Annotated in this window: 11 protein-coding genes; 2 read left to right on the forward strand and 9 right to left on the reverse strand. The window is 70.5% G+C overall.

The window, feature by feature from the left end; all coding sequences use genetic code 11:
* Positions 1 to 307: 307 nt before the first annotated feature.
* A complete protein-coding gene (locus tag VGZ32_RS12605; RefSeq protein WP_326886154.1) occupies positions 308 to 2,107 on the reverse strand; it encodes a serine/threonine protein kinase in 1,800 nt (599 codons plus the stop codon).
* A gap of 353 nt (positions 2,108 to 2,460) precedes the next feature.
* The gene (locus tag VGZ32_RS12610; protein WP_326886155.1) at positions 2,461 to 2,985 is read right to left on the reverse strand and encodes a hypothetical protein; all 525 of its coding nucleotides are present in this window, start codon (positions 2,983 to 2,985) and stop codon (positions 2,461 to 2,463) included.
* Between the two features lie 128 nt (positions 2,986 to 3,113).
* Between VGZ32_RS12610 and VGZ32_RS12615 the strand changes: the two genes are divergently transcribed.
* Positions 3,114 to 3,452 (forward strand): hypothetical protein, encoded by a 339-nt coding sequence (locus tag VGZ32_RS12615; protein ID WP_326886156.1) that lies wholly within the window; start codon positions 3,114 to 3,116, stop codon positions 3,450 to 3,452.
* A gap of 24 nt (positions 3,453 to 3,476) precedes the next feature.
* Here VGZ32_RS12615 and VGZ32_RS12620 read toward each other — a convergent pair whose 3' ends face one another.
* Positions 3,477 to 3,941 carry a RidA family protein gene (locus VGZ32_RS12620; RefSeq protein WP_326886157.1) on the reverse strand — a complete coding sequence of 155 codons (465 nt, stop codon included), beginning with the start codon at positions 3,939 to 3,941 and terminating at the stop codon, positions 3,477 to 3,479.
* 112 nt (positions 3,942 to 4,053) lie between these two features.
* Between VGZ32_RS12620 and VGZ32_RS12625 the strand changes: the two genes are divergently transcribed.
* Complete coding sequence (locus VGZ32_RS12625) at positions 4,054 to 5,655, forward strand: D-aminoacylase (RefSeq protein WP_326886158.1); 1,602 nt, start codon at positions 4,054 to 4,056, stop codon at positions 5,653 to 5,655.
* Here the strand turns inward: VGZ32_RS12625 and VGZ32_RS12630 are convergent.
* From VGZ32_RS12630 to VGZ32_RS12655, 6 genes are all read right to left on the reverse strand, one after another.
* Positions 5,639 to 6,280, reverse strand: coding sequence for an NADPH-dependent F420 reductase (locus VGZ32_RS12630; protein WP_326886159.1), 642 nt, complete (start codon positions 6,278 to 6,280; stop codon positions 5,639 to 5,641). The genes VGZ32_RS12625 and VGZ32_RS12630 overlap by 17 nt on opposite strands.
* A gap of 392 nt (positions 6,281 to 6,672) precedes the next feature.
* Positions 6,673 to 8,583, reverse strand: coding sequence for a glycoside hydrolase family 9 protein (locus tag VGZ32_RS12635; protein WP_326886160.1), 1,911 nt, complete (start codon positions 8,581 to 8,583; stop codon positions 6,673 to 6,675).
* Between the two features lie 203 nt (positions 8,584 to 8,786).
* Positions 8,787 to 9,485: a response regulator transcription factor gene (locus VGZ32_RS12640; RefSeq protein ID WP_326886161.1), complete on the reverse strand. Its 699-nt coding sequence runs from the start codon at positions 9,483 to 9,485 to the stop codon at positions 8,787 to 8,789.
* Entirely contained in the window at positions 9,482 to 12,082 is a 2,601-nt protein-coding gene (locus VGZ32_RS12645) for a sensor histidine kinase KdpD (RefSeq protein ID WP_326886162.1), read from the reverse strand. The genes VGZ32_RS12640 and VGZ32_RS12645 overlap by 4 nt, the downstream gene beginning before the upstream one ends.
* A 93-nt stretch (positions 12,083 to 12,175) precedes the next feature.
* A complete protein-coding gene (kdpC, locus tag VGZ32_RS12650) occupies positions 12,176 to 12,835 on the reverse strand; it encodes a K(+)-transporting ATPase subunit C (protein WP_326886163.1) in 660 nt (219 codons plus the stop codon).
* A gap of 1 nt (position 12,836) precedes the next feature.
* Positions 12,837 to 13,608 (reverse strand): HAD-IC family P-type ATPase (locus VGZ32_RS12655; protein ID WP_326886164.1); only part of this gene is annotated, 772 nt, incomplete at its 5' end.

Consider the following 13,608-nt stretch of genomic DNA (forward strand, 5'->3'; position numbering starts at 1 on the left):
GGGCGGCGGCGAAAGAGCTCGCGGCGGGGGCGCCTTTCTCCCCGCCGCGAGCTCTACAGCCGCCCTGAAGCCCCGGTCAGCGACGCTGAACAATCAAACACAGTGAACAATCAAGCACAGCGAAGGAAGTGCCCCGGTTCCGGGGGGTGGGAACCGGGGCGACCGAGGGGAAACCGTCACCCTCGGTGGGGTGGATCAGGCTGGGGGGAGCCTGATCGGGAGACATTTTTGCACGCCTGGTGGTGTGAGCGCTATCAGGGGTCCGATGAACGGTAGGTCCTTGTCGCCGTAGGGCACGCCGGCGCGGCTACTGCCAGTTCCAGTCCTGGTTGGGCTGGCCGTTGGGGTCGCAGCCCCACAGCTGGATCGGGGTGCCGTCGGCGGTGCCCATGTTCTGGACGTCGAGGCAGAGGTTTGTCGCCCCCTGCAACTCGCTGGTGATCTCGCCGTTCCGGTGCATGATCCACTGCTGATTCGGTTGCTGCCGACCGCCGGAGCAGGCCCAGATCTGCACCAGGGTGCCGTTCGAGGTGCCGTAGGCGGTGTCGTCGAGACAGTACTGCCCGCCGTCCTGCGTCAGTTCGCCGTTGCGGTCGTAGTTCCAGACCTCGCCGGCGCTGCCGTCGCAGGTGGCCAGCACTACCTTCGTGCCGCTGGCGAACTGGTCTCCCGGCGTGTCGAGGCACTTGCCGGACTGGGCGCTGACGAGTACCGGTCCGTTGAACGTGGGAGGCCGACCCGGGGGCGGCTGCGGCACGGAGGTGGACGTCGTCGGTGGCGCCGTGGACGGCGCCGGAGGCTGTCCGGCGCTTGTGGACGTGGGCCCGGACGCGGGCGCTGAACTGGAACCGGCCGAGGCGTCAGGGCTCGCACTGACCGAGGGCGTCGCGGAGAGCGAAGGCGAGGCGGAGCCGGAGCCCGAAGCTCCCGCGGTGCCCGGCAACTGCACGACGCGCGCGGGCTCGGTCTGCCCGACGCCCAGCACGGTGGAGTTCGGGCTCTGATTGCCGCCGGTTCCGGCGATCGCGAGCGTGATCCCGGCGACGACGCCGACGACGGCCGCCGTCACCTCCGCGATCCGGGCTATCCGGCGCCTGCGCGCGGCCCGCGCGGTCCGTGTCTCGTGGGCGGCAGCGGCGGCGGCCTGCGCGGCAGTCAACGCGAGGGGCGCGGCCAGGGCGATCGCCATCGTGTCGCCCGCGCGCCGAGCGGCGTCCGAGAGCTGCGGCACGCCCTCCGCGGCGAACATCGGCCCGGTCTCCGCTCCGGCGGCCGTCGGCTCGGTCTCGATCAGCCCGGCGATGTCGCGCAGCAGCCCGGCCAGTTCCGCCGCCGCGGGCCGCGACTCCGGCCGCTTCTCCAGGCAGGCCGCGAGCGGCGGCCACAGCAGTTCAGGCAATCCGGGGATCCACGGCGGCCGGACGTCGCGGTGCAGGTCGGCCACGGTCTCGGGCTGATCGGCGGTGAACGGCGGGCGGCCGGCCAACGTCTCGTAGAGCAGGATTCCGAGCGCGTACACGTCCCCGGCCGGGGTTCCCGGGTCGCCGGCGGCGAGTTCGGGGGCGAGGTACTCGGGCGGCGGAAGCTCGCCCGCGACGGCCGGATCGGCGGCGGCGACCACCAGCGCGGTGCCGAAGTCGGTGAGCCGCGCCGCGTACAGGCCGTTCTCGCCCGGCTCGCACAGCACGTTCGCGGGCTTGAGGTCGCCGTGCGCGACGCCGATCGCGTGCGCCGCCGCCAGCCCGTCGGCCAGCTGGGCGGCCATCAGCGCCGCCTGCACCGGCTGCGGACGGCCCTTGGTGGCGACCAGGACGCGCAGGTCCCCGCCGGGCACCAGCCGCATCGCCAGCGCGATCCGCCCTTCGAGGGCGACCACCTCGTCGGCCGCGACGATGTGCGGATGGGCCAGCCGGGCCACCGCGCCGAGCAGCGCGTAGAACGCGGAGACCGCCTCGTTGTCGCCGGTCAGCCCCGGTTCGAGCACCTTGACCGCGTGCTCGGCGCCGTTGCGCAGGTCGCGCCCGTACCAGACGGCGCCGCAGGGGCCCGTGCCGATTTCGTGAAAGAGCTCGTAGCGGTCGCCGATCCGCCATTGGGCACGGGACATGGGCCGACTCAGCATCCTTCCATCACGGGGTGAAGCGTGGAGCATTCTATGGAGGGAGGTAAGCGGATGTGAACCGCCGTTCGGAATCGTTACCGAACAGAGTGCGGGATTGTCGAGTGGTGGGTGAACCGGGGGTACCACCGGCGCCTAAAGCAGCACTCGATAATGCGCGTTCGACGGCTCGGCGCCGGAAATTCGCCCGCCCGTGCGGCTGGTGTTCACGTATGCGTACGGTGTGAATCAGGGTTCCCGGTAAACCGTGCAATCCGGGGCGCGGTTGATTGGGCGCCACACCTGATTCGAGGCCGTGTCAGATTCACCGTTCTGTGCGAGCCGACCTGCTGAATTCGGGCTCAGTCTGCCTCGTCGCCGTCCTCGAGCGCGACCGGACGCCCGTTGTGCTTCGTCGGGCGGCGGGTGCGGACGGCTGTGCGGATGCGCCAGGCCGTGTCGGTCAGGTCCTGGCGGCTGCCCTCGTGCCAGTCCCAGTGCGTGCGGGCCGTCACGCCGATGTGCACGTGCTGCCCGACCTCGAAGACGGTCTCGGCCTGCGCCCTGCCGTCCTCACGCAGCCGCACCACCAGCCGGAACCCGGGCTCGGCCGCGAACTCGACCGCGCCGGCCTCCTGCGTGGCGAGCGCGTCGAGCCGGTCGGCGAAGCGCAGCAGCTCCTCCCACGGCACGAACCCGGTGTGCGAGCGCCAGCGGCGGTCCTCGACGATCCCGGCGACGACGATCGACTCGCCCGCGACGTCGACGTGCACATGCGCCGTCACCGGGTCGCCGGCCGGCGTCTCCACCCAGCTGCGGCCGCTGCCGGCGGCGATCGTCAGGCCGATCCCGTACCCCGGGTCGAAGAACATCACCCGTTCCTGCACATCTGGAGTATGGCCGATTCGGGGGCACGCCGCGCCGGGCTCCACCCGCGCTCGCCCCGCGCTCTGCCGCTCCCTGGTCAACTGGACGGGGATGACCGTGTTCCGCCCCACCCCACCTGGAGTCGATCATGGACTGGCTCGACGGTACCCACCTCCCGCTCGACGAGCAGCCACATCACCCGCGCGCCGCACGCCGTCCACGGCTCGCGGCGCCGAACGTCGAGAACGTCGACTTCGAGTCGATCGGCGCGCGCATCCCTGCCGCGCTGGTCGCCGCGTCGCCGACGCTCATGATGGTCGCCGCGGAGGATGTCTGCTGGCGCATCGCGCGGGACGCCCTGCGCGCGGCGCGGCCGAGCCGCCTGCGCCGGCGCGCGTACGCCGCCTGGTACGCCAAGATGCGCAGTCTGGATGAGAAGTGTGAGCGGTTGCGCATTCTCGTAGACGAGTCGCTCGCCGCTTTCTGAACCCGAACGCTTCCGGCTCGGCGCTCAGACCACCGCGAGCGCGTCGATCTCGACGAGCATGCTCTCGTTCGGCAGTCCCACGAACACGGTGGTGCGGCACGGCAGCACCCCGTCCGCGGAGTGCTCGCGGAGGAACTCGCCGTACGCCTCGTTCATCGCGGCGAAGTCGTCGCGGGTGGTCAGGTAGACCCGGAACATGATGACGTCGTTCACGGTGGCGCCGCCCGCCTCCAGCACCGCCCTCACGTTCTCGAGGGTGCGCCGGGTCTGCGCCCGCACGTCTCCCGGGTGGACGTACGCCCCGGTCGCAGGGTCCTGCGGTCCCTGGCCGGAGACCTGAAGCAGCGGCCCCTTGCGCACCCCTTGCGAGAAGACCCAGGCGGGCGCGGGCGCGCCACTTGTGCGGATCTCGGTCTTGTCGGACCCAGCCTTCTCGGACCCAGCCTTTTCTGACACCGCGGCCGTCTCCTGAATCTGATCGCTGGGCATGATCGGACGTTGACCGTCCGGCGGCCCCGATGCTAGAACCGATCATGCGGACCGCGCAACGCCCGACCCGTCGTCCGCCGCACCCCCGGCCGCGGGCTGGACGTGAGAAAAGATGGCTGACCTGGTCCTGCGCGGGGCCACGGTGATCGACGGCACCGGCGCTCCGGGCGCGCGCGCCGACGTCGCCCTCGACGGTGGCCGGATCGCCGCGATCGGGCCCGGGCTCACCGGCCGCCGGGTACTCGACGCCGACGGCCTCGCCCTGTGCCCCGGCTTCATCGACATGCACGCGCACTCGGATCTGGCGCTGCTGGCCGAGCCCGCGCACGCGGCCAAGACCACTCAGGGCGTCACCTGCGAGGTGCTGGGCCAGGACGGCCTGTCCTACGCCCCGGTCGACGACGTCACACTGGAGCAGACACGGCAGGCGATCGCCGGCTGGAACGGCGACCCGCCCGGCTTCTCGTGGTCGTGGCGCGGCGTCGGCGAGTACCTGGACCGCCTCGACACCGGAATCGCGGTCAACGCGTGCTACCTCGTCCCGCAGGGCTCCGTGCGGATGCTCGCGATGGGGTGGGAGCCGCGGCCAGCCAATGCGGACGACATAAATCGTCAGCGCGCCCTGGTGGCTGAGGCAATGGAGCAGGGCGCGGTCGGCATGTCCAGCGGTCTGACCTACGCACCCGGCATGTACGCCTCTGACGACGAACTGGTCGAACTCTGCCGTGTCGTGGCCGGGTACGGCGGCTACTACTCCCCGCACCACCGTTCGTACGGTGCGGGCGCGCTCACCGCCTACGCGGAGATGATCGAGGTCTCGCGCCGCGCCGGCTGCCCGCTGCACCTCGCGCACGCCACCATGAACTTCCCCGAGAACGCCGGGCGGGCGCCGGAACTGCTCAAGCTCCTGGACCACGCGATCGCCGACGGCTGTGACATCAGCCTCGACACCTACCCCTACCTGCCCGGCTCGACCACGCTGGTCGCGCTGGTGCCGAGCTGGGCCTCCGCGGGCGGGCCCGAGGTCATCGTGCGCAGGCTGCGCGACCAGGGCGCGCTGCTGCGCATGCGGCGCGATCTCGAGCAACTCGGCTCGGACGGCTGCCACGGAGTCCCGGCGGACTGGCGCACCGTCGAGATCTCCGGTTCGCGCGATCCGCGGGCGGTCGGGCGCACGATCGCCGATCTGGCCGCCGAGCAGGGCCGGCCGCCGTTCGAGGTCTTCCGCACGCTCCTGCTCGACGACGATCTCGGCACCACGATCCTCCACCACGTCGGCAACGAGGAGAACGTGCGCACGATCATGGGCCACCCGGCGCACACGGGCGGCAGCGACGGCATCCTCGGACCGGCGCGACCGCACCCGCGCGCGTGGGGCACCTTCCCCCGCTTCCTCGGCCGCTATGTGCGGGACGAAGGCGTGCTCGGGCTCGAAGAGTGCGTCGCGCATCTGACCGGGCGGGCTGCGCGGCGGCTGCGTCTGAGCGATCGAGGCCTGATCCGGACCGGATACCACGCCGACCTCGTGCTCTTCGATCCGGCAACGGTCCGCGACACGGCGACTTTCGAGGACCCGTGCCGCCAGGCCGACGGCATTCCATACGTGTTCGTGAACGGCGTCGCAGTCGTCGACGGCGGGCGTCCGACCGGCGCTCTTCCCGGCCACGCGCTGCGCCGCGGCGCGGCGACCGGCCCGGTCAGCCGACGATCTTGATGGCGCTGCTCCAGTTCGTGCCGAGCTGCGGTTGCAGCGTCATGTGCAGGAACTGGAAGCCCTCGAGCTCGCGGGCGCGCCGCAGCGGCCCGGCGTCGATCGGCCGCAGGCCGGCCGACTTGGCCAGCTCGGCCACCGTCTCCTTCGCCGCCGGGTCGTCGCCCGCGATGAACACGTCCAGCGGCATGCCCCCGGCGTGGCCCTCGGCGAGGTTGCCGGCGAACGTGGTGTTGAAGGCCTTGACGACGTGCGCGCGCGGCGCGGCGGCGGCGATCTGCTCGGCCGCGGAGCTGCCCGGCGGCACGACCAGCGCGTCGAAAGTGGTGAAGTCGACCGGATTGGAGAGGTCGACGACGGCGCGCCCGGCCAGCGCGTCCGCGTGCTCGGCCGCGATCCGTTCGGCCGCGTCGAACGGCACCGCGAGCACGACGACGTCCGCGGTGTCGAGCCCGGAGCGGCCTGCGGCCTGGACATCCGCGTGCGGAACGCTTCCGCGCAGATCGGTGGCGAGCTTGTCCGCCCGGTCCCGGTCGCGGTCGATGATGCGCACCGTGTGCCGCCCGAACAGCGCGCGGGTGGCGACGGCGCGGGCCATGTTCCCGGCGCCGAAGATCGTGACCTGCATGAGGGCTTCCTCCCGAACAGCATTCGGCGTGCGAGGCGCCCCTCCAGTCTCCGCTCCGCGGCGGCCAGCGGCAACGCGTTGAGCCGTTTGGATGTTGACAGCGCCTGCCACTTCGCCCAGGAAAAGACAGGATGAATCAACCCACCGATCTTCCCACCACGCGTGAGCTTTCTTCAATCGCGCCAGTTTTCCGTGATACATCCGACCGCCGAGCAGGTCGCGCAGACGCTCGTCGACATCGTGGTGCCTTGGTGCAGCTGATCGGCACTTAATCCGTAGTCGATGACAAGCCCTCGGCCCGGCCGCGACGGACAAGTCGCGGCCGGGCCGAGGGCTTGCGGATCGCGGCGTTCCTGGAGCTCAGGGTTTCCTGGATCGCAGCGTCCTTGCTCTCAGTGCGCCACTGTCTCCTGAAGCGCCGCGGCGAGGATCGCGCTGCCGGTCATGTCGAGCGCGGGCTCGTCGGTCTGCCAGGAGCGCACGTCGTCCACGAACTCGCTGCCGTGGCCGGTGAACGCGGTGCCGGAGTCCTTCTCGCACTTCTTCATGCCGGTCTGCAGCGAGCCGAGCCCGCCCTGGAAGTTGCCCGTGCCGTTCGGGCCGTTGACCACCGCTCCGGTGTCGATCGGGGCCTGGCCGGTCAGCGAGCCGGACAGGTTCGGGATCTGCGACTGCATGCAGTCCGGGAAGGTGGTGCCGAAGCCGACCATGAAGCTCGAGCCCCACGGGTTGCCGCCGAGCAGCCAGTCCCGTTGCTCTCCGGCGAAGGCGGCGTATTCGGTGTCTCCGCTGGCCTTCTCGTACAGCGCCTCGGTGGAGATGAAGCCGAAGGTGTGCGAGTCGACGTCGAAGTTCGCGTAGTCGCCGCCCTCTCGGAAGATGTCGGCGGCCGACTTGGTCGCGGCAGAGGCGACCTGGGCCTTGAGGTTCGCGATCAACTGGGCGCTGGTGACGGCCAGACCGCTGGGGTCGCCCGCGTCGGCGATGGCGGTCACCAGGTCGGCGTGGGCAAGGGCGCTGACGTCGTAGAGGTTGAGCGTGTCGTTGCCGGAGTCGCTCGCGATGTAGTCCGACGCCCAGGTCGCGGCCTGCTTCACGTAGCCGGACGCGGACGCCGATTGGCCGAGGTCCTGCTCGGCCAGCGCGATTTCGGTGGCACCGAGTTCCATCGCGTCGTGCCAGATCGACTCGGGGTAGTAGGCGGTGGGCAGGGCCGAGCCGAGGGTGCCGGACGGGCTGGTGTTGGCCATCGCGTAGAGCGAGGTGGCGTCTACCAGGTCAGCGGCTGCCTGCGTCCGGTTGCTCGAGGCGTCGGCCTGGGCGGCGAGAGCGAATGCCGCGGCGACGCGGCCGACGATGTCCGGGTCGATCTTGGCGCCCGGCGCCGCGGCCTCGAAGACGGGCCGGTGCGCGGCGGCGTACCGGTCCCCGGAAGCGGTGTCCGAGTCGTCGGCCTGCGGCAGCCGCCACAGGTCGTGGTCGCCGAAGAACGTCGTCTCGTTGCCGCTGCCGATGCCGACCTGGAGATAGAGCGTCTTCGTGGTCGGATTCCACATCTTGTTCAGCCAGGAAGTGCCGTACGCCGCCTCGGCGGTGAGCGAGGCCGGGGCGGAGGCGCCGAGGCTGCGCGCCGCCGAGTAGAGCAGGGAGTCCGCGTAGGCGGTGGTGAAGGTGAACTTCAGATAGTCGCCCGCGTCGAACCAGCCGCCTGACACGTCGACCGGCCCGCCGATCTTGGTCAGCGAGGAGCCGACGATCACGTCGCTGCCGCCGGACTGGAACGTCGGGTCCTTATAGACGGTCGCGGACTTGTCGTTCAGGTGCGAGGGCTTGCGGTTCAGCGTGCCCGGGATGACGTCCGCGCCGTCGCGCTGGTTCTGGAAGAAGTTCACCCCACCGGCGACGAGCGGCGCGTAGAGCTCGGCCGCCGTCTCGACCTGGAAGGTGTCGGACTTGGCGCTGACCGCACCGCTGGCGACGACGTGATACATGCCGGGCGTGGACACGGTCGAGAAGTCGATCGGATAGACGTCCGGGTGGGCGGAGTTCCACGAGCCACGGCTCTTGGCGTTGACAGTGCCCTTAACCACTGCGGTACCCGACGCGTTGAGGACCTGGTAGCTCTCGCCGGTGATCGCCTTCGACGTCATGAGGTAGGCGACCTTGGTGTCGGTGGGGAGGTAACCGACCTGGTCGGTGCGCAGCTGCGCCGCAGACGACGCAGCGGAGCTCGCGGGCGGCGCGGCCATCGAGGGCGCGGCGACCCCGATCGCGAGGCCGGCGCAGACAACCAGCGTCAGCACCGCAAGGACCGGGACAGGCAGCCTCCCGACACCCCACGCCCGCCCTTCGGCGCCCCGTCTTTCCCTCCTGGCCGCACTGCGCGATCTCATGCCCGACTCCCGAGAATCTGGTAAATATTCTTTACTGTTTCGGGAAGGTACTGAGGTGCGGCGGGAACGTCAAGATGGCGGACGGTCGGGTCGGGCGGACCAGCAGGCAGCGGCTACGGCTGGAAGCGGTATCCCATCCCCGGCTCGGTGATCAGCTGCCGGGGATGCGACGGCTCGGGCTCGAGCTTCTGGCGCAGCTTGGCCAGGTAGAAGCGCAGATAGTTGGTCTGCGCGTCATAGGCCGGGCCCCAGACCTGCTGGAGGATGTGCTTGCCGGACACCAGGCGGCCGGGGTTGCGCACGAGGATCTCCAGCACCGCCCACTCGGTCTTGGTCAGGTGGATCTGCTCGGGCACGTCCTCCGGTGCGCCCGGCAGCCGGATGACCGTCTTCGCCGCCAGGTCGACCGTGTAGTAGCCGATCACGGCCGTCTGCTGCGCCGCCTGCTCGGATTCGAGCCTGCGCACCAGCACTCGGAGACGAGCCATCAGTTCGTCCATCGAGAAGGGCTTGGTCACGTAGTCGTCGGCGCCCGCGTCGAGGGCGTCCACTTTGTCGGCGGCGTCGGTGCGGCCGGAGAGCACCAGGATCGGCACCTTCGTCCACCCGCGCAGCCCGGCGATCACGTCGGTGCCGTCCATGTCCGGCAGGCCCAAGTCCAGCACGACGAGGTCCGGCACATGCCGGGCCGCCAGGTCCAGCGCGGTGGCCCCGTCGGCGGCGACCACGACTTCGTAGCGGCGGGCCGATAAGTTGATCCGCAGCGCGCGCAGCAACTGCGGTTCGTCGTCGACAACCAGGACCCTGATCACGCGAGCACCTCCTCCGCCGCGGCCGGCAGTGCCAGCACCATCGTCAGTCCGCCGCCCGGGGTGTCCTCGGGGGTGAGCGTCCCGTCCATCGCCTCGACCAGTCCGCGGGCCAACGCGAGGCCGAGGCCCACACCCGCGGTGTTGTCCCGGTCGCCGAGCCGCTGGAAGGGCAGGAACACCTGATCGCGGTCAGCCGCCGGAATGCCGGGGCCGCGGTCGATGACGCGGATCTCCACCTGCGTCCCGAGCGCGGAGACCGTGACGGTGACGGGCGAGTCGGTGTGCTTGACCGCGTTCCCCACGAGGTTGGCGATGGCGCGTTCGAGCAGCGCGCCGTCGGCGAGCACCGGCGGGACGAGGATGTCGGGCGGTGAGACGGTGACGCGTCCGGCGGCTTCCGGCACGTCGTCGACGGCGCGCGGCACGATCTCGTCCGCGGCCAGCGGTTCGAGGGTGAGTTTGAGCGCGCCCGCCTGCAGCCGGGACATGTCCAGCAGGTTCTCGACCAGCCGGGCGAGCCGGTCGAGCGACTGGTCGGCGGCTTCCAGCAGTTCGGCGCGGTCGTCAGCCGGCACATCGAGGTCGGGGTCGCGCAGGGTGCCGACGGCGGCCTTCGCGGCGGCCAGCGGGGTGCGCAGGTCGTGCGACACAGCGGCGAGCAGTGCGGTGCGCATCTTGTCCGCGGCGGCGATGCTCGCGGCGTCGGCGGCGGCGCGTACCAGCCTGCGGCGTTCGAGGGCTGCGGTGGCCTGCGCGGCGAACGCGGCCAGGACGCGCTGGTCGGCGGCCGGCAAGGTTCGTCCGCGCAGCGCGATCATCGCGTCGGGTCCGGCGTCGACGACGGTGTCCGCCTGGCCGGGGCACGCCGCGGGCTCGGCCCCAGTCGACGCGACGACGGTCCACCGGCCCGGTTCGTCGTATTCGGCGGGCAGCAGCGGGTCGCCCTGGCCGGCGGTGCGTTGGAGGAGCGCGACGGACGCCATGCCGAAGGTCTCGCGGAAGCGTTCGAGCAGGGCCGCGATGGCCGAGTCACCGCGCAGCACCGAGACGGCGAACGCGCCGAGGGTCTCGGCCTCGGCGGAGGCGTGGGCCGCGCGGCGGCTCTGTTTGATCGCCAGGTCCACCACGGAGGCGACGGTCAGCGCGACGACGATGAACGCGATCAGTGCTATGACGTTGTTCGCGTCGTAGATGGTGACCGAGTAGATCGGCGGGATGAAGTAGTAGTTGAGCAGCAGCGAGCCCCAGACCGCCGCGATGAGCGCGGACAGCAGGCCGCCGAGCCGCGCGATCGCCACGATGGCGACCAGGTAGATGAGCGCGTCGCTGGTCAGATTGAGATGGCCGCGCACCTGTGTGAGGATCGCGGCCAGGATCGGCGGGACGATGAGAGCCGCCAAGTGCCCGCGCCACCGGCCGTCGCCCCACGCGGCCTCGCGCAGCGGATTGGGCGGCAGCCACGCCGAAAGGCGCTGCGCCGCCCCGGGATCTCGGTGGGTGACCATGTGCACGTCGATGTCGCCGGACAGCTGGATCGTGGTCTCGCCGATGCCGCGCCCGGTCAGGAACCGGTTGACCCGGCTGCGCCGCGAGGTGCCCAGGACCAGCTGCGTGGCGTTCTTGGCGTGGGCGAATTCGAGCAGGGAGCGTGCGACGTTGTCCCCGACGATCGTGTGATACGTGCCGCCGAGCGATTCGACCAGGTGGCGCTGCGCGGCGAGGGCGGTGGGACTGGTCGTGCCGCTCAGGCCGTCGGACCGCGCGATGTGGACGGCGAGCAGTTCGGCGCCCGGGCCCCCGGCCGGCGACGAGCCCGCGCCTTTCATGGAACGCTGCGCGATCCGGGCGGCCCGGCGGATGAGCATGTCCCCTGATTCGTCGCCGGGAAGTGCGACGACGACGCGTTCCCGGGCCTCCCATACCCGCCCGATCTGATGGTCCTCGCGGTAGCGCTGCAGGACTTCGTCCACCCGGTCGGCGACCCAGAGCAGCGCGATCTCGCGCAGCGCGGTGAGGTTGCCGACCCGGAAATAGTTGCCGAGCGCCGCGTCGATCTTCTCGGCCGCGTAGACGTTGCCGTGCGCGAGACGCCGCCGCAGAGTCTCCGGCGACATGTCCACCAGCTCGATCTGATCAGCGGATCGCACCACGTCATCGGGCACTGTTTCGCGCTGCGGCACCCCGGTGATCCGCTGCACGACGTCGTTGAGCGACTCCAGATGCTGCACATTGACGGTCGTGATGACCTCGATCCCCGCGTCCAGCAGCTCCTGGACATCCTGCCAGCGCTTCTCGTGCCGCCCGCCGGGGATGTTGGTGTGCGGCAGCTCGTCCACCAGCGCGACCTGAGGGTGGCGCTCGAGGACGGCGTCGAGGTCCATCTCTCGGTACTGGCCGTCCCGATAGCTCCGGGTGTTCGTGGGGACGGCCGGCAGTCCCTCGAGCAGCGCCTCGGTGTTCACTCGGCCGTGGCACTCGACGAATGCGACCACGACGTCCGCGCCCCGCTCGATCCGGCGGTGCGCCTCCTCGAGCATCTTGTACGTCTTGCCCACACCGGGAGCCGCGCCCAGGTAGACCCGCAACTTGCCGCGCATGTTCCCGGTCCCTCACTCGGCGGATGGACGGTGCTCCTCCGGGCGGGCGCGTTCCGCCTGCGCCCGCCCGGAGATTCGACTCGGTTAAGGTCCTTACTTGCCCGAGTACGGGTACTGCGTGTCCAGCGCGATGTTCAGCTGCAGGACGTTGACGCCGGGCTCGCCGAGGAACCCGAGGTCGCGGCCACCGGTGTTCGCTTTGACCAGCGCGTCCACCTGAGCGGCCGAGATGCCGCGGGTGGCGGCGATCCGGTGCTCCTGCTGTTGCGCGTTCAGCACGCTGATGTCCGGGTCCAGACCCGAGCCGGAGGCGGTGACCGCGTCGGTGGCCACCTGGCCCGGGGTCACCGTGTATCCGCCGACCGAGTCGAACGCGGCCATGGAGTTGCGGTTGGTGTCGACGTCCTTGAGCAGCGTGTCGCTGTTCGGGCCGAGGTTGGACCCGGCGGACTGGGTCGGGTCGCAGCCGTAGTCGTTCTTGGCCCCGGACGGGATCGCGAACGACGGCCGCGGCTGGAAGTACTGGTTCAGCGCGTTGCCCTTGCTGTCCGTGAATTCCTGGCAGAGCAACTTGGAACCGACGATCTGACCCTTGCCGTTGGTGATCAGCGAGCCGTCGGCCTGGTTCTTGAAGGCGGCCTGGGCGATGCCGGTCACCAGCAGGGGGTAGGCGATGCCGCAGATGACCGTGAACACGAGCATCGCGCGCAGCGCGGCGAGGTGGCGCAGCACGGCGCCTGGGAGACGGTTCATGTCAGCGTCCCATTCCGGGGAGGTACTGGACGAACAGGTCCAGCAGCTTGATCCCGGCGAACGGGATCACCAGGCCGCCGAAACCGTAGATCCAGAGGTTGCGGCGCAGCAGCGTGCTGGAGGAGGACGGGGTGTAGCGCACCCCGCGCAGCGCCAGCGGGATCAGCGCCACGATGATCAGAGCGTTGAACACGATCGCCGAGGTGATCGCGGACTGCGGGCTGTACAGGTGCAGGACGTTCAGCTTCGACAGGCCGGGGAACACGCTGGCGAACATCGCCGGGAGCATCGCGAAGTACTTCGCCACGTCGTTGGCGATGGAGAAGGTGGTCAGCGCGCCACGGGTGATCAGCAGCTGCTTGCCGATCTCCACGATCTCGATCAGCTTGGTCGGGTTGGAGTCGAGGTCCACCATGTTCCCGGCCTCCTTGGCGGCCGAGGTACCGGTGTTCATCGCCACGCCGACGTCGGCCTGCGCGAGCGCGGGGGCGTCGTTGGTGCCGTCGCCGGTCATCGCGACCAGCTTGCCGCCCTCCTGCTCCTTCTTGATCAAGGCGAGCTTGTCCTCGGGCGTCGCCTCGGCCAGGAAGTCGTCCACCCCGGCCTCGTCGGCGATGGCCTTGGCCGTCAGCGGGTTGTCACCCGTGATCATGACGGTCTTGATGCCCATCTTGCGCAGCTCGGCGAAGCGCTCCCGGATGCCGTCCTTGACGATGTCCTTGAGGTGGATCACGCCGAGGACCTCGGCCTTGCCGGCCTTGACCTCGGCGACG

The organism is Actinocrinis sp. (genome assembly GCF_035938995.1).
Taxonomy (GTDB): Bacteria; Actinomycetota; Actinomycetes; order Streptomycetales; family Catenulisporaceae; genus DASZGI01.

What these genes read in the sequence shown, in the direction of transcription:
- VGZ32_RS12605 (WP_326886154.1), bottom strand. Translation starts at nt 2,107, where the DNA reads ATGTCCCGTGCCCAATGGCGGATCGGCGACCGCTACGAGCTCTTTCAC.
- VGZ32_RS12615 (WP_326886156.1), top strand. Translation starts at nt 3,114, where the DNA reads ATGGACTGGCTCGACGGTACCCACCTCCCGCTCGACGAGCAGCCACAT.
- VGZ32_RS12620 (WP_326886157.1), bottom strand. Translation starts at nt 3,941, where the DNA reads ATGCCCAGCGATCAGATTCAGGAGACGGCCGCGGTGTCAGAAAAGGCT.
- VGZ32_RS12625 (WP_326886158.1), top strand. Translation starts at nt 4,054, where the DNA reads ATGGCTGACCTGGTCCTGCGCGGGGCCACGGTGATCGACGGCACCGGC.
- VGZ32_RS12630 (WP_326886159.1), bottom strand. Translation starts at nt 6,280, where the DNA reads ATGCAGGTCACGATCTTCGGCGCCGGGAACATGGCCCGCGCCGTCGCC.
- VGZ32_RS12645 (WP_326886162.1), bottom strand. Translation starts at nt 12,082, where the DNA reads ATGCGCGGCAAGTTGCGGGTCTACCTGGGCGCGGCTCCCGGTGTGGGC.
- kdpC (WP_326886163.1), bottom strand. Translation starts at nt 12,835, where the DNA reads ATGAACCGTCTCCCAGGCGCCGTGCTGCGCCACCTCGCCGCGCTGCGC.